The following is a 21632-nucleotide window of genomic DNA, read 5'->3' on the forward strand; positions in this document are numbered from 1 at the left end:
GTTGAACGCCTTCGAGATGGCCTTCGAAGGCCGACTCGCCGCAGCCCGCAAGTAGTCCTCAACAACCCGTGTTACACCGTTTTCTTGACAGACCCCGACAACGCGCCTGGGCCGTGTCTCGAGGTCGGCTGCGGCCTGTCGCTAGTCGGATAGACGCCAGCGAGCTCGGTGGAACTGTCCACAGGTGGGGGCGCGGACGCGCCGATGAGCGGGAGTTACTCGCCGTGGAGGCCCCGATCTCGGTGACGACGGAGCGCCGCCTTGTCTGGCTGACTAGCGGATTCGGTCGGCCGCCGTAGTAAGACTCCATCGAACTCTGCGTACTCGGTGTCCCTGAGTATCGGATCTACACGGATGTGGTTGCGGCCGTCGATCCAGATGAGCGTCTTGTCGAAAAGGTTATGCAGGTCCGCCCGCAGCAGAAGGCCATTGCTGACGTGATCGCGACCGCCACGAGCGACTGGATCGATGTGCGCGGCCTGGAGCACGTCGCTGACGTCGCACCCGCTGATCGCGCACCGTCCACGGTACGCCTTCATGAGCTCGGCCCGGAATGCTGGTTGGCCTTGCCGGTCCAGTACCTGCTGGAGTCGCCGTATGCGGGTCTGCGGCAGTACCTGTGGTCGCGGTGCCTGTACAGCATCGAGCCAGTCCTGGATTCGGCTGATCTCGTCCAAGTCGAGCCTGCGTACGGTCCGCGGTGAAGAGGAGAGGACCTCGGGTGGCGTCGAGGCGGAGAGAAGGTACCGGGTCGTCTGCGTGTCCCACTGGATGTAGACCCGCCAGTGGTTGCCGTCTTCTGACCAGCGAGGATCATCAGTGGCAACGCCGCGTGCGACGATCCGAGAGTAGGGGACGCCTGCGTACACCCAGATTGTGTCGCCGGCCCTCATCAGGCGGAAGCTGCTGCCAAGGTGCCAATCGGCGATGTCGCCTGGCCGGACGGCTCGAAATGTGTCGAGTACGGGCTCGTCGTATCCCCACTCTTCTGGATCGTTCTCATTAACTGGGTAGACGAACTCGTTCCTTGGCCCGTCTGCCTGGCCTACCATCGGCGTGCTAACCCTCTGCATGTCGTCATCCCGCGGGGTGCCAGATGGGGCCTCACGACGATCACTGTATCGCGCGGCCGGAGACGTACCTCCACACCGCATGGTCTAGGTCCCGAGGATCTACCGCAAGGCGGTCAGCGGCACCCAGGTAACAGCTGTGCAGGTCGGCGTATGAGAGAGCCCGAACCCCGGCCTCAGATGCAAACGAACGAAGATGAACATCGACTGCTGCGGTCGGCCTGCCAGCGAGGATGCAGAGGTAGTCTGCAGTCTTCGGACCGACACCGTTTACCGAACGGAGCCCGGTGACGTTCTCGGGGTCACTCAGGAAGACCGCAAGTTGGCCGACGGTGTTCACGCCATGGTCGGCCAGGTGGAGCGCAAGTCGATGGATGCGGTCTGGCTTCCTGCCCGGCCACTTGAGAACCTCACGTAGGCGGTCGGGGCCGCCGAGTGCCAACAGACCGCTTGTTGTATCGGCGCCGGGCTGGTCGGAGCGAAACCGCCGTGCCCGAGCGTTAACCGTCTCGTATCGCATCCCAGCCTGCAGAATCGCATCGACGAGAATGGCACCGATGTGGCCGTAGCTGCTGTGGGGGTGGGCCTCGATGGATAGCTCCACACGTCGGACGTGGTCAACTAGCGCCACGATGTGCGGGTCAAGGCGGGCGGCAGGGTGAGACATCCCACAATCCTCGCGTATCGAGGCCACCCCGATGCGATGGGCACGCACTCGTCTACCGCCGGGTGGCGGTCACTACCGCTGAACGTAGCCGGACGTGGATCGCTGCCGGTTCGCGGCGATGGTCACCGTGACGTCGTTTCCAAGGGCGGCATCAATCTGGCAGTGCAGGCCAAGTCTGATGATGCGGGCGTCTCGCGGATGCCAGGACCGGCCGGATGTGGTGGATCCGAGGATAGGGTCGAGCGCATCGACCGTTGGTCGTCCAGGCCACAGCGAACGCCCCCAACCGACCGGCGGGGGCGTTCGCGCGACTCTAGTAGCTGTCGTTTCGGGTGATTGGCGCAACTGGCGCCTTCCGTCCCTGTTGGCTCGCCGGCAGCGGGTGGTGATCGCCAGTCGGTCAGGGTCGGATCACCTCGTCGACGACCTCGATGCCGTGGTCGGCCGCCCACTTCTCGATGGCCTGCCGGCGACCGGTGTTGGTCCCCCAGTATCGACGGCGGATCCTGCCGTCGCGGGTCACCTGACCCATCTCCGGCACGCCGAACGCCTGGCCGAGTTCGTCGAGCAGTAGCGCCGCCGCGGCGACGAGCTGCGAGCCGGGCGTGGCCAGGTCCTCCAGCGCTGCCGCGGCCTCTGCCGGTGCCACATCGGTCTGGTACTGGTCACCGGTGCGTGACTCTCCAAAGCCGAAGCTGCGGTTGTGCCCGATCGCGGTAGGCCGGAGCTCGTTGACGGGCACGACTTGGGCCCGGATCAGGGCGGTGCCGCCGGCCGCCGCCCTATCCCGCGCATGCTGGCCTAGCTGGACCAGTCCGGAGAGGATCACCGAGGCGATCGCCTCGTCGACCACGAGCCGGAAGTCCACCTCCGCGCCATCGCCGGACGCCGTTCGAGGGCCAGATTCCCGCCGGTTCAGGTTGCCCAGTCCCTCATCACGATCAGGTCGTTGGCCACCGTCGCTCCAACCCTGCGCTACCAGCCTGACAACCGCACTCTAAAACGCCGCTGCAGCCGGGATTCGCCATTCCGTCGCCATGCCGACACGCACCAACCCGCCAGCAGCAACAGACACACCCGCCCGGCCACCGGGGGCGGCACAGGGAGGCCGGTCCGGGCCAGTATTCGCAGAAGCCTCTTCCCCCCTTCACAAAGGCAACCTTCAATGGACATGCTCGGCCGAGATGGTCGCTGTTCACCGCGCTGCCGAGGAGGCCTTCATGCCAGTCACCCGACAGTCCCCCCGAACCTCACTGCGGCGGCGAGCCCTAACCGCCGTAGCCACCGTGGCCCTCGCCGGCACCTACCTGCTCGCCGTCGACGCTGCGCCAGCGCTCGCGACGCCTCCCGGCATCCCGTCCAAGTCGACCGCCCAGTCGCAGCTCAACGCCCTCACCGTCAAGTCCGAGGGCTCGACGAGCGGCTACTCCCGGGACCTGTTCCCCCACTGGATCACCATCAGCGGCACCTGCAACACCCGCGAAACCGTCCTCAAGCGCGACGGCACCTCCGTCGTCACCGACAGCAGCTGCGCCGCCGTGTCGGGCCGCTGGTACAGCCCATACGACGGCGCGACCTGGTCCGCCGCCTCCGACGTCGACATCGACCACGTCGTGCCCCTCGCCGAGGCGTGGCGCTCAGGTGCCCGCGGCTGGACCACCAGCCGGCGGCAGAGCTTCGCCAACGACCTCAGCCACCCGCAGCTGATCGCCGTCACCGACAATGTCAACCAGGCCAAGGGCGACCAGGACCCGTCCACCTGGCAGCCGCCGCTGTCGTCCTACCGGTGCACCTACAGCAAGATGTGGATCACCGTGAAGTACACCTGGAGTCTGACCCTGCAGTCGTCGGAGAAGTCGGCCCTGCAAAGCATGCTGAGCACCTGCAGCTCCTGACGCCCCATAGAGTCCGCGCGCTCATAGCCCCCCGAGGTTGCCGCCGGGCGGGCTGCGACCGGAAAGCAAGTGCGGGCTTCCGAGGCGAGGAGGCAAATGGCCGGATAGCAGTGACGTGGTCAACGGGCGGCAAGCTCAACCCCAGGCTTGCCGCCTCCTCCACCACCACTGCCGACTGCGACGACAGTGGCGGTGGGCCGAGCCCACGTGGCCGCGCCGTCCGCACGGGTGAGTGCGGCCATTCAATAGCCTTGGATCTATGGCGGGGGAGTGGCGTAGCCCCGGCGGGGACCTAGGGGAGGGACGTATGGAACCGTGGGCCTTGGCGCTGATGGATCAATGGCTTAACTGGGTGCACGACCGCCACGCCGAGTTCGACTACCGCTACATCTACTTCGCGTACTTGGCCGCTCGTGCGCCTGATCCGCGCGACGATGAAATCACCCTGACTGTCGAGCCCGACGGTGGTGCCGTGTTGCGAGCGGGCAACGACGATCGTGGACTGCGGCTGGCGAACGACGACGAGCGGACCCAGTTCGTCGATCACCTGCACCGGCGGTACTGCCGAGACCGGTACCCAAGCATGCGGGAGTGGGACGAAGCCCAGCATGCGGACTTCCTCGAAGAAGCCCAGTGGCGGTTCGGACGGTCATCCGCCCCCCGGCACCGACACCAACAGGGTAGGCGGCTCGGTCGTGCCGGACGGTCACCCCGTTGCGTGTGCCGAGAGACAGGGCGCCCGCTACCGTGGGCGCGAGAACCTCTCGGACACTCCGGGGTTCGGCGGTGATGGTGCTGCCTCTCGAGGGAAGTTGGCGACCAGGCGTGTGATTTTTCCGAGTAGACCGACAACCCAACCGGCGTCCACGTTGCTGCTGTTAAGCGACAACCAGTCGCGGCGGCCATGTGCCGTGATGTCGATGGTGTAGAAGTCGCGCCGGGTAAGGGTGACCTTCGCAAGGTCGCCGTAGGTGAACGTCGACCGGCGGCGAAGTCCCCGCCCGTACACGAGCCCCCTGTCGGTCAGCGCAAGGTAATTTCCGAAGAACGCGGTGCCGCATTCGATGACCAGAAGCAGCGACGCATCTTTCAACTCAAGCGATCGTCGGATGCGCTCCGCGTGTCGCTGCTCGAAGGGGTAGCGGTAGCACCGGCCTCGGGCTCCCCCTTCGTTGTGAATGACTTCGGCAATCGCCGTCGCCTTGGGGTCGCCAACAGCACTCGTCGGAAGCCATTGCCGGTCCGCGAGAACCATCTCGCACCAGTGGTCCTGCTTCCTCTGCTTGAGAAGCGACGCCAGGAGGAAGCACTCGTTGGTGTGCCCTCGGTACCGCCGGAAGGCTGCGATGACCGTGGTGGCGTCGTCGGACCGGCCGGCTCCAACGAGAAGTTGTACGAGTTCGGCGAGCGCGTTGACGTTGGCGACACTGGCTGCGCATTCTAGGACGGCACTGGCCTCCTCTCTGCCCTGCTCTCCCGGTCTTGACAGTAGATACCGTGTGAACTCGAGCACGTCGCTGGGCGGCATTCCGGCCGCTGCGGTCAAGAATGCGGGTATGACGCCGCCGGATGACGTGCCACGCAAATTGACCAGGGCATCGGCGACGGCTCTGTGGCGTCCGGTCTGAAGTAGGGTCGTCAGAGCCTGCTCTTGCGGGAGACCACCGTATTGGGTGAGTTCGCGCAGCAGCGCATCGAGGAAGGCCGGCTCTGGGATAAGTGCAACGACTTCGACTACGAAACCGGGGTCGGCGGCGACGTGGTCACCTAGGGCGTTGGCGAAGACGACGGCGTCGACCTCGTCGTGCCGGCTAACCGCGAGCGACAGAGCATGCTGGGCGAGATTCGAGCGCCCCGCCTCGTTGAGCAGGACGGCGGTGGCCATCAGGTCACCCAGAGGCTGCTTCTCGACTGCCCGGCGGACGGCCCGACGAATGCTGCCGCGACCGCTGATAGGGGAGGCCCATACCAGCTCGAGGAGCGCCGCCGCGCGGGCCGGACGGCCGGTTATACCGGCGGCGAGGAACCGGTCTATCCAGTCCCCGAGATCGGCCTCTTCCAACCCGGACGAGACTGCGACAAGGTCCTCGATGCTGGACGCCTCGGCAGCGGCCGTGAGCAGGGTCACCGCGTCGATTGGCCGACCCGCCTGCCGCAGCGCCTCGACGTAGGCGACGGTACTTTCTGCGGGTCGTCCGGCCGCCGCGGTGGTGAGCAGCGTGAGGGCAACGTCTGGGTGCTCGTGTTCCCGTATCCGTTCGGCGAGCTGCACGAGGTCTGCGTCGGCGAAGCGGCGCGCCGCGTGGTGGAGCGCGGTCGTGACACTCGAGGCCATGCCGGCAGTCCAGAGCGCCGCCAGAAGATCGATCATCTGTGTACCGCCCTGGCATCCCTCGACCGTCGCTCCGACGAGCCGGTCGGCGATGTCGTCTTGTCCGGCTGCTCGCATCGCGGCGGCCAGCGGTACGGTTTCACTGGGCGAGCGGCGCTTAATGACGTCGATACAGGATGCATACAAGCGGAAGGCGGCGCCTTCGATGCCGGCGTCGCGTATTGCATCGGCCACAGAGGCGGCGTCGGCCGACGCCATCCGCGCGGCGGCTCGGTCGAGCATCCTCTCGGCCGCCGCCTGCTGGCCGGTCGTCCACAAGGCCCCGACGAGCAGGATCATCGATGACGGATCGCCCTGCCGCGCGGCGACGGCAGCGTCCAGCAGGGCGTCGGCCCGCTCCCGGTGGTGTGCGGAGAGCGCTCTGGACACGGCGGCTACTTGATCTGTGTTGGTGGCGGCGACGGCTGCGGTCAGCTGGTCAATCTCGGCCAGGAGATTGATGCCTTCGAACACCTCGACCAGGTCTACAATCTCAGTCCCTGGCCTGTGGGCGGCGCCGGTGACGACGGCCGCTGCGCCGGCCGTCGCCCAGGTGGTTCGACGCAGTTCGTCGAGCACGGCGGCTACCTCCTGGCCGCCACGCCACGCCCCCACTGCGGCCAGCAGGCGAGAAGCGTCGACAGATCGGCCGGTGTCGCGGAGATCGGCCACCGCGGACAAAAGCGCCCGAGGACGCAGCCCGACGGCGTGCGCGAGATCCTCGGGAGGCTGCGGCAGTGACAGTCGCGGGGTGCGATCGGTTAAGTCGGCGCGATGCGCGCCCCACCGGTTGCGGCCCAGCACGATCGTACGACCATCGTTCCGGGCCCGCTGCTGCGGGATCGGTCGACCCTTGGAGGCCAGTTCGTTCCGCACGTGCCAGTAGATGGTGTCCAGATCGAGGAGTTCCGGGCCGTCCTCCAGGCCCCGATTCAGGAGCGCGACCAACTCGCCGGTAAATGCCGTCAGGTTTTCATCGACCGGAGCGAGAGCCGTCGCGGTCTCGGCGGATGCCGTCATCAGGTACGTCCCGTCGACGCGGACCCTGTCGGCGATCTCCCCGGTACCGGACATGCCGCCCACCATCGCCTGCCCGCTGAAGCAGCAATCAAGCAGCACCACCTTCGAAAGGCACCTGCTACGCGTCACGATCCGGCGGACATCGTCGTAACGAACCGCTCTGTGTAAGCGGTTGAGGTCCGCGGCCGGGAGCCCCAGAAACAAGTTGAAGGTGTTCGGTTCAGTGAGGCCGTGACCCGCGTAGTACACCACCAAGGTGTCCTCTGCCGCTTCGGCCGCGCTGTCGATCGCCTCTAGCACCTCGCCAACGCTGCCGGGATCCTGCAGCACCGTGCAATTTGCTGCGGGCAGACCCCAGACGCCGGTGTCACAGAGGAGACCACGTAGTGAATCGAGATTGTTCTGCACGCTGGGCAGGGCTGCTAGTGCGTCATAGCTGGCGGCGCCGATAAGGACCGCACGGGACGCCATGGGATCAGGCAGCGTCATCGGAGCTCCCTTCGACGGCCATGGCAGCTTCAATCGCGCGGGTAGCGGCAGCTACCGACCCCGGAGAGGCGTCCAGGACGGTGACGCAAACCCCGCCAACGCGAAACGACACATGCGGACTCGCGGGACGACTGCTGCGCCACGTGAAGTAGGCGATGATCAGATTTCCAATTGCGACCGTATGCGTAAGCACCACGTTGAGGACATCTACCGTGCCCATCTGGGTACGCGAATCCGCCGCAATAGGGGAGATTGAAATCTGCCTACGTAGATCGTGATCGGCGCACAGCCATCCATAGAGAGAATTCATGGCAAGGGCATCGGCGCTGGCATCGGCGACAATGGTCAAACGCACACCGCAGTCAACCATCCACCCCAAGATTCTCACAATAGGCTCTTTGGCCAATATGGATGCCGACTTCGAGGCGACCGCCATCGCTAAAGGTTCGACTACCGCTTTCGTCTGACCGGCTTGTGGCTTGACGTGGCCGAGCGCCTGAACACTGACCTCGGCCGGAGTCTCGACGAGTGGTCATGCGAGCAGGTGGGATCTCGGCATGCACGACGACTCCCACCCGGCCGGTAGTTGGCCGGCGCAGCTCGGCTGGGGGACCTACCTAGGCCCGATCCCCACCTGCCACCGGCACCGCCGCCGAGGTCGCGGCTCAGGCATTCCGGCTTCCGAACGCTGTCCTACTCGTCGAAATCCTCGATGGCCCGGCAGCCGTCGACCCGCTTCACTACCAGGACATTCACCCCCGCTGGCTTCCGGCAGGCGTCCCTTCGTGGGCCGCCTGCATGGGCTGTCCGCGGGTCGAGACGGTGGGGCAACGTCAACCCGATCGGCATCCGGAGCGTCTACGTGTGCGGCGCCGTGGATCTCGGTGCCTTCCACTGGACGCTGCGGTCAGGAGGTGAAAGTCGGATGGGACGGCGGGGGTCCCAGCGGGTGCTGGCGTAACAGACAGGCGGTGGGCCGTCCACAAGTGCCTGCATCGAGGACCGATGCCCGAGCGCACCCCAGGTTCTCGGCCCGATGCGTCGGACGCTCTCTTCCACCGCCCGTCGCGTAGACGGGAAGTTGTCTGGTGGTGCGCCATTGCGTCCCCGGTTGGCCTTGGGAAAGATGGGGTCGTCTGCGCAAGGTAGCGTGTCTCTGACGCAGGGTTATCGTCATCGCGGAGGTGCCGATGGGCGACACCTGGGCCAAGCTGCTAATTCCCTTGATTCCCGTCGTCGTCGGAGCGGGCATAGGCTTCCTCCCCACGCTCCTGTTGGAGAGGTTCCGGGCTAACGCGGCGCTCCGCACTCGCTGGGATGTCACACTGCACACGGCGTGTGCGAAGTTCGCGGCCTGCACCCGTCGCCTGGTAGACCTCAGTGAGGAGGCGACGCCGGACCTCGACGCAGACCAGCGACGCACATTGCGGCAGGAGCTCGACCGTGAGCATCGCACACTGCAGGAGTTGATGGCGGAGGTCCGGCTGCTCGGCAGTCGCGCGACGCAGGAGGCCGCTCGTGCCGTTGTCCGGGATGCATGGGCTCTGCGAACCGAGGCGCTAACCGGTGTCGATCCTCGTGCGGCAGAGTTCGGTGCCGTCACCCCACGGAGTCGGACGCTTGACGGGCTGCTTGCCTTCTACGCCGCGGTCCGTCGTCAGTTGCGGGTGCCTGAGGCCGCGGATGTCATCCCGTTGAATCTGCCGCTGCCCAAGGCGGCGAAGCCGTGACACGTGTCTTCATCTGCTATTCGCACAATCACGGCGACGCCGAATTTGCCAACTGGCTGTACCGGCAGCTCAAGAATGGAGGCTTCGGAGTAACTCCGCACCTCGACAAGTTCAGTCTCGCGATCGGCACCCTCTGGGTTGAGAGCATCCCAGCTCTGCTGGAGACCTGCGAGCTGGTCATGTTCGTGCGTTCCCGGTTTGCGGTCAACTCTCGGGTGTGCCGACGGGAACTCGACTTCGCACAGGCCAAGGGGCTCGAGGTCGTCAACCTGCGCATTGACTCGGATGGCACTGAGTTCGAGCGCACGTGGGGTCACCTCACGGTCGACTTCAGCAAGGGACGTGACGCTGGCCTGCGTGCGCTGCGGCGGGCGCTGAGGTTCCGCGATACCAACGACGGTCGGTTGCAGCGAATGCGGCATCGTCTGGCTTACCACCGCGACCAGCTGCGCGACGAGAGTCGCGGCGACCGCGACTTTCACCTGCGCCAAGCCGGCCGGTTGGAACAGGAGATTGATCAGCTCGTAGCCGCCCTCGGTCACCGATCAGCCGGGTCCGTTGGCAGTGCCCCGCCCCCCGTGAATGGCGCAGCTTCCGCTTGGGTGCCGCGCGATCGCGAGGCCGCCGCTGTCCGGGCGGAGCTGACTCGGGAGGAACCGGGCATTGTCATAGTCAGCGGGCCGGACGGAGTGGGGAAGACGACGCTCGTGCGCGGCGAGCTGGCTAGGGTCGTCGAGGACCTCGATGGGCAGCGGGGGGAGGCGCCCGTCGTCCGGTACCACCTGGTGCAGCGAGATTCGCCGCTCGGAGCCTCTGTGCTCACCGGCCGTGAACCGGGAATGGCGCGACCAGGGGATGGGGCGAACGAAAGTCTCCGCATGCAAATCGACCGGGCGATCAAGCAGACCCGCGGTGCCCGAGCAATCATCGTGCTGGATGCAGCCGATCATCTCCAGGACCCCAGCACCCATCGCCTGGTCGATCTGGAGCTGGAGGACGTTTTCGACCGCCTCTACGCCCGCCGCAAGCAGCACAGAATTACAGTCGTGCTGATCTGCCGCGAGCCGCCGCGCGCGAGCCCCGGTCACAGCTGGGCCATGCTGGCCAGACACGTCCGCATCGATGAGGGCCTTCTGCTGGAGCAATTCGGGCAGCTGTTGCGCCAGTTGGACCACGACGGTGATCTCGTGTCCGCGTCGACGTCCAACCGGGTCATCGCGAAAGCACACCGGCTCACCCGAGGGCTTCCGCGTCTCGCAGAGCTGATCATGACATTCGGCGTACGCGGACACACATCACTTGGCGAGGTCGTCGACGGGCTCACTCGCGTGCCGGTCGCTCGCGTGCCCGGATTCGTCTTCGACCGGATCATCGAGTCCCTTGACCCGATGGCGCGTCAGGTGCTGGAGGCAGTTGCTGCGTTCGGTACCCCGGTAAACGAGCAGGCCATCCGAGCTCTACTACCCGCGGAGTATGGCAAGGAGCGCGTCGAAAATGTGCTCCAGTGGCTCGTCAAGCGGCGCATCATCGACACGGCGGCCGGGCTGTTCTATGTCCGCGATGCCGACCGGGATCTCGTGTTGGCAGCCATGCCACGTCGAGGTGAGGAGCTGCTGCTGCTTGCCGCTGAGGTCATGGCCGACCGCGGACGACAAACAGTCACGAAGGTCGAGCAACTGGATCCGCTGCTCCATGAGATTGACATCCTGCTGACAGCGGGGCGGTACCGGCGCGCGTTCGGTCGGGTCGAGAGTCTGCAGTCATTGCTGGTGCAGTTCAATCGCCACGAACTGCTCCTCGGTCCGCGCCTGCGATTGCAGGGCCGTCTCGGACCGGAGGCCGAGCTCGTGACGTGCAACGGGCTCGGGCAGATTTACGTCGACAAGGGGCGGTTCGAGGATGCCCGGGTCATGTTCGAACGTGCCGTCGAATTGACGGCGTCGGCCGGCCAGCCCAAAGATCGCGCGCTGACGATCAGCAACCTGGCCCACGCGTTGTGGCTCCTGCACGACACCGCAGGCGCGGAACGCCGCTACCAGGAAGCGATCGAGCGTGCCGGGGAGAGCGGCGATGGGCAGGGCGAGGCGGAAGCGCTGAACGGTCTCGCTGACTGCCATCTGCGGTGGGGCGAGTACGAAAAAGCGTTTTCGCTGCAGGACCAAGCCCGCGTTCTAAAGGAACTCGGGCCGCTGGAGTCCTCGCGGCTGGATCTTGCGCGAGCGCGTAGCGCGATGGAGCAGGGCGACGCCACGACGGCCCTCGTGCTCATCGAGCGGGTTCAAAGGACCGGCCAACTGGTCGCCGAGTGCTCCGAGGCTACTGCCACCCGTCTTCTCGATGCCATTGACCCCATCGATGATCGCTTACCCATCGTGGCGGAAGCGGTGAGGATCGCGGAGAGCAGCAGCGAACGGGCGCTGGTGGACGGCGACCGGCGCGTGTTCCGCAGGGCGCGAACCACCCTTGCCCTTGCATACCTGCTCGCGCGGCGACCTAACAAGGCCGCGCAGGCGATCGTGCCCGCAGCGCGCAGCAGAGCTCACGGGGATGCGTTGATCGTTATTGCCATTCGTGCGCTGACGCGGCTGCGCAACGATCCCCCGGCGGCACGGACGGATTTCGTTCAACTGTTCGACGAGGCGAAGGCCATACACAGGAGCGACCCTCGGGACTTCGCGGCGCTCGACTTCATCGGGTTCGCCGTTTGTGGGTTGCATGTCTGCCGCGGCGACCCGCTTGCCGCCGCGACCGAGGTGTTCCACCAGGCCGGGACCCGGCGTCCCCCCGGCATGGCTCGCCGGATGCTGAAGATGCTAGTCGTGCTCAGGCAACAGTCCGCCGCGCTCACGCTGGACCCGATCATTAGGTCTTTCAGGGGCGGAATCACCGCGGGTCGATCAGACCCAGACTCTGCGCCCGGATGAGGGCCTCGGTACGACTGCGGACGCCGAGCTGCGCGTAGAGGCTACGGAGCAGCCTGTACATCGCACGTTCCGAGTAACCGGCCAGGGATGCCAGTCTGGTAACCGTGCTACCCCTGGCAAGAGCACGGAGCCACGACAGCTGCTCCTCCGACAACGGTCGAGGCATGTTCAGGGATTCCGCACCCTCGTGCCCGCCCAAAGCGCGGAGGACCTCGGCTGGCAGGATGGACACGCCGTCAGCTGCCGCCTGCACCGCTTGCCGTAGAGCTTCCAGCGACGTCGAGCGGGGCAGAACGCAACGGGCTCCCGCCCATACCGCCCGGACGCCGACGGCTGGAATCGGGTCGGAGGTCAGCGCGACCACGGCCACGGCAGCGTAGCGGTAAGTCACAGTGGTCAGTAGTGACCAATCCCGTTCCGACCCGAGGGTCAGCACCAGGACCGAGGTCGGATGCTCTCGCGCCCAGGCGAGCAGATCGGATGGTTGCTCGACGACATGCGCAGCGGCCGCCAGCGTGGCCGCTGCGCCAGCCCGGAACACGGGCAACGGGTCGACGACTGCGACATCGACCATGTGACCGGCCTGCCTCTCCCCGACCCCGAGATCCCCACCGGGCAGCAAGCACCCTATCCGTGGCAGGAACGTGCACCTGCGCGGCGCCACCGTGACAGAAAGGTGTCCTGGATCAGCAGCCGCCTGCGCTCATAACGTCGAGAGGCCGCGGCTGGAGGTGCGCCATGACATACGGGCACACGGACCCTTACTACAAGCCCTCCCGCATCATCCGAGGTGCGGACGATCTAGACGAGTACGTCGTCAAGCTGATCATCAGGTTGCATGACGCAGATCCCGCGCTTACCGCTCGGGACATCAGCGACGAGCTCATGGAGCGTGACATCCCCGTTCTGCCGGATGTCGTCTCCACCGTGCTGGCGAAGGTGGTCAAGGGCTAGATGGTCCTTGCGTACGGACACCACGTCTTTCCGGTGCACGCGGCCCAATGCCGCGGGGTCGCTACGATTGGCAACAAGGGGTCGTCGGTCAAATCCACCCGCCCGACAAAGCTCAGCTGGGCACGTTCAACCGACGGATGTGACTTCTTGCCGTAGCTGGATGCCCAACCGCGGATGAAACAGCCTGCGGGTTGTCCCTTGCGATTTACTTTCGTCGGCGGGTCACGGTGGCGGGAGCGCCTTGCCGTCGCGTGCCCACATCTGGCTGCCGTCGGGCCAGAGGACTACCGGCTCGTCCTCGGCGTGAAGCTGCCCATGCTCGTTGACCCGGAGGGTGGTGGGCCGTTCGCTCATGACGGCTACGTCGGTGAGCGGCCACCAGGGCCCGGCCGCTAGCGCCACGTCCCTGCATCCGTCCCAGGCGGCGTCTGGCCTGGTGCCGAGGACCTCCTGGTACGTGTCGATGGTGGCCAGCAGGAGCCAGTCCGGATAGTAGTTCCAGGCCGGCTCGAAGAACCAGTCGCGGGGATTGAGGCAGTAGCGGACGATGGCGTGTCCTTCGTCGTCCTGGTCGACGATGCTGCTTCCGACGTCCCAGAACCAGGCGGACAGCATGGCGTAGCTGGCGGTGAGGTTGCGGTCGATGGTCGCCCAGATCGGACCATGCACCAAGTCGTACACCCGCCGCACCGTCTCCAGCACCGGCTCGAGGGCGCTGCGCTCAGGCTCGGTGACCGGGTTGCAGCGGTACCGGTACTCCATGAGGTTGTAGCGGGCTTCGATGCCGTCGTAGCGCTGCTCGCCGTAGTAGCCGGTCCATTCCATGAAGTGGTGGAAGTCCCCGAAGGCGGTGAACCGGTCGAGCTCGCTGGTCTGTTCCCAGATCGGCGCCCGCACCGCAGCCAGGGACCGGTTGAGGTTGCCGCGCCGCACCGACGTGACCAGCGACGTGTGCCCGTCTTCGAGGAGGCGTTGCAGTTGTTCGACAGCGGCTGGGGGAGAGGGGCACCAGAGGAAGCGGGACGGCTCAGGCAGCCCAGCCGCCTGGTAGGCGAGCCGGGCCGCGGCCTCGGCCCGCGCATGGTCGGCGGGCTCGCAGGACAAGGCCGCCTGCGTCCACCTGGTCGCTACGGCTTGTGCTTGCGCTGTCATCGGGTAGATGGCGGGCTTCATGACTTCCTCCCAGAAGAGCTGCTGATGGACATCTATCTATTGATGGTGCGGTAGGTGGTCAAGTCGAGGTCGGTCAGGTCCGGTGGCTGCGCCGATTTCGTCGCCGTAGGTCACCGCGCTGCGGTGGTCCGCCACCGCTGGATGCGCGAACCTTGATCCGTGGCTGTGAGTAATTCACGGGTGACGTGAACCTGATCCTCATGTTTGACTGGCATCTATGCGAGCGGGGCAGGCGCGACTAGCGATCGACTGCGGAAGCGCCAGCACCACCGCCGTGGTCGTGTGGCCGGACGGCACATGGGCGCCGCTACTGTTCGACGGGGAACCCGAGCTGCCCAGCGCCGTTCTGCTGTCCCCGGACGGGGCCGCGGTGACGGGCCACCAGGCGTGGCAGGCCGCCGCCACTGCCCCTGATCGGTTCATCCCGTCCCCGCGGCAGCCTCCCGACCAGCGGCTGAGCGTCGCCGGCGCGGACGTCGATCCCCTCGACATGGTCGCGGCAACCCTGCGCCGAGTCGCCTACGAGGCGCAGCAGGTCGCCGGATCCGACATCGAGGATGTGCGGCTGGTCGTGCCAGCAGGGTGGGGCCCAAGACGCCGGACATGGATGCGCCACGCCGCACATCGGGCAGGCCTGCCCCAACCCACGCTGATCGAGGCGCCGGTGGCGGTCGCCGGGCATCTCCTCGCCGCAGGGGGGCAGCTGCCGGTCGGATCGTTCATCGCGGTCTGTGACGTCGGCGCGGGGGCGGAGGTCACCGTCCTGCGACGCGGCCCGCGAGGGTTCGAGGTCCTCGCCACCCTGGCCGACCCGGCCGCCGGCGGCGCAGCCATCGACGACGCCCTCGCCAGCCTGCTCGCCGGCGCCAGCCCTGAACGAGGCGATGGAGACCGGTGGGCGCTGCTGGCCAGCGTCCGAACCGGCAAGCATGCTCTGGCCGACCATGTCGCGGTCACGATCCCGCAGGCACAGGGCTCAGCCGTCGTACTGAACACGGGCCTGCTCGAACAGGCCGCCCATCCGATCCTGCACCGCGCCGCCCAACTGACGACCGAGGCCATCGCGGCCGCGGAGATCGGGGCGGAAAACCTCGCAGGCGTCTACTGCGTCGGCGCTGTCGCCCGGATGCCACTACTGGAAAAGGTGCTCACCGAAACCGCCGGGATCACCCCCACCGTGGTCGCCGATCCTGCGCTGGCGGCGGCCCGCGGGGCCGCCGACACTGGCGCCGCCGATGCCACTGCCGGGCAGCCGGTGGGGGAGGAGCCGGTACCGCCGGTGCGGCGGGCGGTCGCAATCGCCGTGCCCGGCTTCGCCTCGCTCGGGCTGATCTCCCAGTTCCTGCTCACCCCCGAGTGGAACGGCAGCCTCATGTACAAGTGGGCGCTGCTCAACTGGGGTGAACTCGCCGTGGCCGCTGTCTTCGCCGTGATCGCCAGCCTCGGTGCCGGCACGGTCCTCGCCTCCGCCATCACCGCCCGCACCAGCCTCACACCCGGCACACCATCGAGCTCTGGCTCCCAGACGGGCACCGGAATCCTGGCGTCGGCATCCCTCGGCGTCGCCGTCACCGGCATGTACGCCGTCCTCGGCAGCCTCTACATCGGCGACCCCGTCGGCGGGTTTCTCCGCTGGACGCTCCTGCCCATCGCCCCGATCATCGCCGCTGCCGCCGTGATGGCCCTCGTCGCCGCCCGACAATGGCGCACCCCACCCGGCGGCTGGTCGAAGCTGCTCGCGTTTCCCACCGGATCGGTGATCACCGCAGGGCTCGGCATGGCACTGATCCAGTACTCGCTGACCGCCGACCGCTGGCCGAACATGGTCCTGTGGATCGACCTCGCCGGACGCGTCGGCGGCCTGCTCCTCGGCATCGGCGCGGTCATGGCGGTCGTCTCTCAGCCGATTCTGCGACTGATCCTCGGCGCGCCCCTCGCGGTCATCACCGCCGCGCTGGTCAGCTGGCCCGCCTCGGGAATCCTCGGAGTGATCTACGCGATCGCCGTGGCCGGGTGGTGGCTGCGCCAGCTGTGGACCCGCCTCCTGCGCCAACAAGCCCCACCACCCCATCGGCCGGCCCGATGACCCGACGACCCACAGCCTGCGACCAGGTCACCGGGCGGGAGCGCGGGGGATGAGGTGGCCACGGCGGGTCGTGTCAGCCGCCTTCGTCTTGACCATGCTGGTCGTACCGCCGTGGCTGTTGACCACACTCGCCGGGCCGCCGCTGCCCGCCTGGCCCACCGGGGCGCAGCTGCGGGGCTGGATCGCCGCCCCGCTGAACCAACACACGCTCACCGCCGGGCTCACCGTCCTGGCCTGGCTGGTGTGGCTGGGCCTGGCCTGCACCGTCGCGGTCACCGCCGCCCGCCGGGCACGCGCCCGCGCACGATGGCTGCGCCGCCTACCGCTGCCCACACCCTGGCAGGCGGCGGCCACCAGCATGGCCGGCGCCGCCGCCCTCAACACCGCCCACATCCCCACCGTGGACACACCATCGCCGCCAGTCTCGGCCTCCACCGGCACTCTCCACCCGAACGACGGCGCAGTCGACACGCAGACCGGCGGTGGCATCACGGTGCCCGGGGGCTGGCTACCCGATACCACCGCCCAACAGGTCGCCGCAGCAGCAGCCCTGGTGTGGCTACGCCGCCGCCGCGCCTACCAACCCGGACAACCCTCACCCGACGACTTGGACCTGGCACCGCTACCGACCACCGTCACCGCCGTCCGCACAGCCCTCACCGACGCAGACACCCAGCAGCCGCCCACCACACCCGCCACCGCGGCACTGCCAGCCCTGCCCAGACCCTGCGTCGCCCTCACCGGAGACGGCGCCCCGGACGCCGCCCGCGGCATCCTGCTCACCCGACTCCTCGCCGCCATGCGAGACCCACAAGACACGAACCGCCTGCTCATCACACACACCGCCCTCACCACCCTCCTGCCCGACATCTCCACGACGGACACCGAGATTCCCGGCCTGCGCGTCGTCGGCACCGTCGACCAAGCGGCCGCGCTGATCTCCTCCCTCATCAACACACCTCTCGCGCCCGGTGGGGGAGCAGGCCACCCGGACCTGCTGCTGCTCACCGACCCGCCGAACGCTCCGACGGCCGGCCAACTCGCGACCTCGCATTACGCGGGCGCAACCGTCGTGATGCTCGGCGCCGGACCGCCCGGCACCACCTGGAGCATCGACCGCCACGGCCACACCCGAGACGAGCACACCGGGCGGACAGGACCCCGGCTCTGCGTCCTCAACCGCACCGCCGCGACGGACCTGCTCGCCGTCATCGCCCACCCCGCCCGTGAGCGGCAGCACCCCGTCACCGAACCGGCTCCGCTGCCGCGGCAGCCCGCCGAGACCGGCCACGCGCGGATTCCCCGACAAGCCGGCAATGACCGTCGGGCGGCCGCGCTCGACATTCCAGCGGTCACCAACCCCCGTCTTCAGGTGCGGGTGCTCGGCCGGCCCGCTCTCCTCGCCAGCGGGGAGCCCGTCACGATCCGCCGCAGCGCCGCCCTGCAAGTGCTGGTGTTCCTCGCCATGCATCCTGAGGGCGCCACCACCACAGACCTGGTCCAGGCGATCTGGCCCGGGCTACCCGCCCACACCGTCACCGGCCGCCTCTACACCACCCTCAGCGACCTACGGGCCGCCATCCGCACCGCCACCGACGCCACCGTCCTCGGACACACCGACGACCGCTACCACCTGAACCCCGACCGAGTCGACGTCGACCTGTGGCGGCTGCACGCCGCCGCCCACCACGCCGCCACCGCCCTCACCGACCCCGCACCCGCCTGGCAAACGGTGATCGACACCTACACCGGTGACCTCGCCGCCGGTCACACCTGGGCCTGGATCGACCCGCCCCGCGAGTCCACCCGCCGGCTCGTCCTCGACGCCTACGCGAGCGCCGCAGCGGCCCAAACCGATCCACACCACCGGCTGCGGCTGCTGCAGGACGCCATCCGCGTCGACCCCTACAACCAGACGCTGCACCAGCTCGCCGCTGACCAGCTGAACGCGCTGGGCGACGCCGACGCCGCTGCCCGGCTCCTAGACGGCTACCAGAGGCGGCTGCAACTCGGTGGCATCGCCGCCAGCGACCAACCCGCGCCGAGCTCGCGCTGACCCAGCCGCTCACCCATCAGCAGCATTGATCTGCCCGTGCAGCCACGTGTCAGGAGCTGTCGCGGGGCGGCGCTGACCTGCGGGTGTGAGGTCGTGTGAGGTCGTGTCAGGTTCTGTCAGCCGTCATCACCGCCCATCACCGCCACGGCGGCCATAGCGTCACGGCACCGTCCAACCCCGCGCACCGGCGGCACCCTCGCCTGCCAGCGCGGGCCACGAGGGGAGGCCAGGTGACGTTCCGAACAGCACGCGCAGCAGCCACCACCACCGTCGTCCTGTCCACAACAGCCGTGCCGGTGCTCCTCGCCGCCACCGGCACATGGACCCCGCAGCTACCTTCACCGGCCACCGCTCGGCAGTGGATCGCCCAACCGATGAGCACCGGTTTCGTCATCGTCCTCGCCGAAGCCGGAGCAGTGGCGCTGTGGCTGCTCCTGGCCACCGCCGTCCTCACCCACGCCTACGCCGCGCTGGCACGCCGGCTGCGCTGGACGACGACCCTCCGCCTTCCCGGCCCGATCCAGGGCCTCACCGCGGCGCTGCTCGGTGCCACCGCCGTCACCACCGCCACGGGCGCCACCGCACACGCCAACCCCGCCACCGACACGAGCAACAGCGCAATGCCCGCCGCCGAATCAACCACCACCACGTCCACGTCTCACCACCACGCCAGCCCGGATCCGCGACCAGCCGCGCAGACACCCACCTACACCGTGCGGCGCGGAGACAGCCTCTGCCGGATCGCCGCACGCACCCTCGGAGACGCCGACCGCTGGCCGGAAATCTTCGCCCTCAACCGCGGCACCCACTTCCCTCACGTCGGCGGCACGCTGCGCGACCCGAACGTCATCTACCCCGGCTGGACCCTCGACCTGCCGGCACACGCCGACCCACCGCCCACGGCGCGCCCGCCTGCTAACACAGCACCACCGAAGGGCGGCAATCCCGACGAGCATGCGGCGCCGGACTCCGACCCGCGACCGTCACGTCCGGCGCCAGCGCCCACCGAACACCCGGCCGCCCCGCAACCCGCCGCCACCACGAACCCCCACGGAAACGCCGCCCAACCCAGCTCAACAGGCAACGCGGTCAGCCCAAGGGCAGACACCAGCCGCCCGGCCGAGAAATCTTCCCCAGGGGTGTCGCTTCCCACCGGGAGCTGGGTCGACCTCGGCCTGGCCGGCGCCATCGTCGCCGCCGTCGCGCTGGTCTGGGCCCACCGCCGACGCCGCTACGTACCCCGCACATCCTCGAACCGGCCTCGCCTCGACGACACCACCCTGACCCCCATGCCGCCGGTGGTCGCCCAGATCCGTCGCGGGCTGCGTCGCGCCACCGCCCGCTACTCACAGCTGGGTGATCCGGCACACCGGCGCGCCGACAACCCCTTCCCGGACCGGCACACCGCCAGCGGTGAACGGCACGACCGGACATCGGACCGCGACGACGCGCACCCTGCCGTTGGCCAGGCTGAAGATGAAGGCCCGAGGCCGGTCGTGCCGACACTGCACACCCTGCTGTCGCCGCCGTGGCGTTCGGCGGGATTGAGCCTCACCGGGCCCGGCGCCCACGCCGCCGCCCGCGGACTCCTCACCGCCGCCCTCGCCGCCGGTGGCGCCGAACATCCTGACGCCCGCACCGAGGTGGTCGTGCCATCGGCGATTGCGGCGACGCTGCTCGGCGCCACCAATGCCAACCTGCCCCGTACGCCGCGGCTGACCGTCACCACCGACCTGGACGAGGCCCTGCGGAACCTCGAAGCGCAGACGATGCACCGCACCCGGCTGCTCCAGCAGCATGACGTCGGCACCATCGACGAGCTGCGCGCCGCCAACCCCTACGAGGAACCGCTCCCACCAGTCATGCTGCTGGCCGACCCCAGCGGCGAGCAGGCCCGGATCGCCGCCCTGCTCAACCAGGGCCAACGCCTGAACATCCACGGCGTTCTCCTCGGCCACTGGCCCGCCGGCGGCACCATCACCGTCGACACCGACGGCACCACCACCTCCGGCGATCGCGACGCCCGGCATACCACCCACCCTGACGAGATTGACCGCCTTACCGTTCTTAACCGGGCCGAGGCCCTTGACCTGCTCACGACCCTCGCGGAGTCACACACCGGGCTGCCACAGGTCCCCGAGCCCGCCGAACGCCTATCCGTTGTGCCCGCCGAGGCTGCCCACGCGCCCGCAGCCGAGACTCCGCCCTCTCCCGCCACCCACACCGAAGGGGCCTTCACCGACTCGACTGCTGACGGCGAAACCCGAGCCGACAAACCCCGCAGCACCGCTGCCGTGCCAGGAGACGGGCACCAGGACGGCCCCGCCGTCCCAGCATCCAGGCTCCCTGAGAATTCGCAGGCGCCAGATCAGGCAGCCAGCGACAGGGGCAGCGACCCCGAGGACGGCAAGCAAGTGCGGGTCCAGGTGCTGGGCGCACCCGCCGTCGTCGGCGCAGACCCGCACCGCACACCACGCGCCAAATCCCTTGAGCTGCTGGTGTACCTCGCGGTGCACGACGGCGCCGCCTCCAGCGAGGCGGTCCTCGACGACCTGCTGCCCGACGCCCCAACCAGCAAAGCCGCCGGCCGGCTCTACACCTACGTCTCCGGACTGCGCGCCGTCCTACGCCACGCCAGCAGATCCGCAGGACACGTCACCCACCCCGACCACCGCTACGTCCTCAACCGAGACCTGCTCGACATCGACCTGTGGCGCATGCGCACAGCCATCCGCGACGCCGCACAGGCCACCGACCCGCACACCCGCGCCGGCGCGCTACGCCGAGCGGTCGACGCCTACAGCGGCCCCCTCGCCGACGGCTGCGACTACGAATGGATCGAGCCCTACCGGGAGGCAGTACGCCAGGAAGCCCTCGACGCGCACCTCGCGCTCACGGACACCCTCGCAGGACACCCCGCGCAACAACTGGCCGTCCTCGACGCCGCCATCACCCACAACCCGCACCACGAAGCCCTGTACCAGGCAGCGATGCGAGCCCGCGCAGACCTCGGCGATGTCGAGGGCATCCGGATGCTGCGCCGAACCCTGGCACGCCGGCTCAACGACATCGACGCCGAACCCAGCGACGACACGCTCGCCCTCGCCGACCGACTCATCGCCGACCTGCGCCGCCACGGCAGTGCCTCCGGCAACCGCCGTCTGCTCAACACGGAGGGAGGCGCCGAGTGACCGCGA

15 protein-coding genes are annotated in these 21632 nt (G+C 68.1%); 7 read left to right on the forward strand and 8 right to left on the reverse strand.

All coding sequences use genetic code 11. The features are described from left to right. Positions 1 to 215 precede the first annotated feature (215 nt). From ABZV78_RS24030 to ABZV78_RS24040, 3 genes are all read right to left on the reverse strand, one after another. Positions 216 to 1073, reverse strand: a complete 858-nt coding sequence (locus ABZV78_RS24030) for an HNH endonuclease signature motif containing protein (protein WP_355641944.1) — start codon at positions 1071 to 1073, stop codon at positions 216 to 218. Positions 1074 to 1113: 40 nt separating this feature from the next. After that, positions 1114 to 1737 carry a hypothetical protein gene (locus ABZV78_RS24035; RefSeq protein ID WP_355641946.1) on the reverse strand — a complete coding sequence of 208 codons (624 nt, stop codon included), beginning with the start codon at positions 1735 to 1737 and terminating at the stop codon, positions 1114 to 1116. A gap of 400 nt (positions 1738 to 2137) precedes the next feature. After that, positions 2138 to 2590, reverse strand: a complete 453-nt coding sequence (locus ABZV78_RS24040) for a hypothetical protein (RefSeq protein ID WP_355641948.1) — start codon at positions 2588 to 2590, stop codon at positions 2138 to 2140. 367 nt (positions 2591 to 2957) lie between these two features. On the opposite strand from ABZV78_RS24040, the gene ABZV78_RS24045 reads away from it, so the two are divergent. Further along, positions 2958 to 3632 carry an HNH endonuclease family protein gene (locus tag ABZV78_RS24045; RefSeq protein ID WP_355641949.1) on the forward strand — a complete coding sequence of 225 codons (675 nt, stop codon included), beginning with the start codon at positions 2958 to 2960 and terminating at the stop codon, positions 3630 to 3632. Between the two features lie 292 nt (positions 3633 to 3924). On the opposite strand, the gene ABZV78_RS24050 is transcribed toward ABZV78_RS24045, so the two are convergent. The 3 genes from ABZV78_RS24050 to ABZV78_RS24060 form a co-directional block, all read right to left on the reverse strand. Beyond that, positions 3925 to 4242 carry a hypothetical protein gene (locus ABZV78_RS24050; protein ID WP_355641951.1) on the reverse strand — a complete coding sequence of 106 codons (318 nt, stop codon included), beginning with the start codon at positions 4240 to 4242 and terminating at the stop codon, positions 3925 to 3927. 132 nt (positions 4243 to 4374) lie between these two features. Beyond that, positions 4375 to 7512: a caspase family protein gene (locus ABZV78_RS24055; protein WP_355641953.1), complete on the reverse strand. Its 3138-nt coding sequence runs from the start codon at positions 7510 to 7512 to the stop codon at positions 4375 to 4377. Further along, positions 7499 to 7948, reverse strand: coding sequence for a hypothetical protein (locus ABZV78_RS24060; RefSeq protein WP_355641955.1), 450 nt, complete (start codon positions 7946 to 7948; stop codon positions 7499 to 7501). Before ABZV78_RS24060 ends, ABZV78_RS24055 begins: the two co-directional genes overlap by 14 nt. Positions 7949 to 8702: 754 nt before the next feature. Here ABZV78_RS24060 and ABZV78_RS24065 point away from each other — a divergent pair. Further along, the gene (locus tag ABZV78_RS24065) at positions 8703 to 9242 is read left to right on the forward strand and encodes a hypothetical protein (RefSeq protein ID WP_355641956.1); all 540 of its coding nucleotides are present in this window, start codon (positions 8703 to 8705) and stop codon (positions 9240 to 9242) included. After that, entirely contained in the window at positions 9239 to 12166 is a 2928-nt protein-coding gene (locus ABZV78_RS24070) for a TIR domain-containing protein (RefSeq protein ID WP_355641958.1), read from the forward strand. The genes ABZV78_RS24065 and ABZV78_RS24070 overlap by 4 nt, the downstream gene beginning before the upstream one ends. Here ABZV78_RS24070 and ABZV78_RS24075 read toward each other — a convergent pair. After that, a complete protein-coding gene (locus tag ABZV78_RS24075; protein ID WP_355641960.1) occupies positions 12126 to 12740 on the reverse strand; it encodes a DNA-binding response regulator in 615 nt (204 codons plus the stop codon). The two genes, ABZV78_RS24070 and ABZV78_RS24075, sit on opposite strands and share 41 nt — an antisense overlap. Positions 12741 to 12904: 164 nt before the next feature. Here ABZV78_RS24075 and ABZV78_RS24080 point away from each other — a divergent pair, with 164 nt between their 5' ends. Next, positions 12905 to 13120 carry a hypothetical protein gene (locus tag ABZV78_RS24080; RefSeq protein WP_355641962.1) on the forward strand — a complete coding sequence of 72 codons (216 nt, stop codon included), beginning with the start codon at positions 12905 to 12907 and terminating at the stop codon, positions 13118 to 13120. Positions 13121 to 13342: 222 nt separating this feature from the next. On the opposite strand, the gene ABZV78_RS24085 is transcribed toward ABZV78_RS24080, so the two are convergent. Beyond that, positions 13343 to 14293, reverse strand: coding sequence for a DUF6745 domain-containing protein (locus tag ABZV78_RS24085; protein WP_355641964.1), 951 nt, complete (start codon positions 14291 to 14293; stop codon positions 13343 to 13345). Positions 14294 to 14567: 274 nt separating this feature from the next. Between ABZV78_RS24085 and ABZV78_RS24090 the strand changes: the two genes are divergently transcribed. The 3 genes from ABZV78_RS24090 (at position 14568) to ABZV78_RS24100 (ending at position 21626) form a co-directional block, all read left to right on the forward strand. Continuing rightward, complete coding sequence (locus ABZV78_RS24090) at positions 14568 to 16379, forward strand: Hsp70 family protein (protein WP_355641965.1); 1812 nt, start codon at positions 14568 to 14570, stop codon at positions 16377 to 16379. Positions 16380 to 16473: 94 nt separating this feature from the next. Continuing rightward, the gene (locus ABZV78_RS24095; RefSeq protein ID WP_355641967.1) at positions 16474 to 18435 is read left to right on the forward strand and encodes a hypothetical protein; all 1962 of its coding nucleotides are present in this window, start codon (positions 16474 to 16476) and stop codon (positions 18433 to 18435) included. A 230-nt stretch (positions 18436 to 18665) separates the two neighbouring features. Next, positions 18666 to 21626: a BTAD domain-containing putative transcriptional regulator gene (locus ABZV78_RS24100; RefSeq protein WP_355641969.1), complete on the forward strand. Its 2961-nt coding sequence runs from the start codon at positions 18666 to 18668 to the stop codon at positions 21624 to 21626. The last annotated feature ends 6 nt before the right edge of the window (positions 21627 to 21632 follow it).

Origin of the sequence: Micromonospora sp. NPDC004540, assembly GCF_040610095.1 — a bacterium.
Taxonomy (GTDB): Bacteria; Actinomycetota; Actinomycetes; order Mycobacteriales; family Micromonosporaceae; genus Micromonospora.

What these genes read in the sequence shown, in the direction of transcription:
- ABZV78_RS24030 (WP_355641944.1), bottom strand. Translation starts at nt 1,073, where the DNA reads ATGCAGAGGGTTAGCACGCCGATGGTAGGCCAGGCAGACGGGCCAAGG.
- ABZV78_RS24035 (WP_355641946.1), bottom strand. Translation starts at nt 1,737, where the DNA reads ATGTCTCACCCTGCCGCCCGCCTTGACCCGCACATCGTGGCGCTAGTT.
- ABZV78_RS24045 (WP_355641949.1), top strand. Translation starts at nt 2,958, where the DNA reads ATGCCAGTCACCCGACAGTCCCCCCGAACCTCACTGCGGCGGCGAGCC.
- ABZV78_RS24050 (WP_355641951.1), bottom strand. Translation starts at nt 4,242, where the DNA reads ATGCTGGGCTTCGTCCCACTCCCGCATGCTTGGGTACCGGTCTCGGCA.
- ABZV78_RS24055 (WP_355641953.1), bottom strand. Translation starts at nt 7,512, where the DNA reads ATGACGCTGCCTGATCCCATGGCGTCCCGTGCGGTCCTTATCGGCGCC.
- ABZV78_RS24060 (WP_355641955.1), bottom strand. Translation starts at nt 7,948, where the DNA reads ATGGCGGTCGCCTCGAAGTCGGCATCCATATTGGCCAAAGAGCCTATT.
- ABZV78_RS24065 (WP_355641956.1), top strand. Translation starts at nt 8,703, where the DNA reads ATGGGCGACACCTGGGCCAAGCTGCTAATTCCCTTGATTCCCGTCGTC.
- ABZV78_RS24075 (WP_355641960.1), bottom strand. Translation starts at nt 12,740, where the DNA reads ATGGTCGATGTCGCAGTCGTCGACCCGTTGCCCGTGTTCCGGGCTGGC.
- ABZV78_RS24080 (WP_355641962.1), top strand. Translation starts at nt 12,905, where the DNA reads ATGACATACGGGCACACGGACCCTTACTACAAGCCCTCCCGCATCATC.
- ABZV78_RS24085 (WP_355641964.1), bottom strand. Translation starts at nt 14,293, where the DNA reads ATGAAGCCCGCCATCTACCCGATGACAGCGCAAGCACAAGCCGTAGCG.
- ABZV78_RS24095 (WP_355641967.1), top strand. Translation starts at nt 16,474, where the DNA reads ATGCTGGTCGTACCGCCGTGGCTGTTGACCACACTCGCCGGGCCGCCG.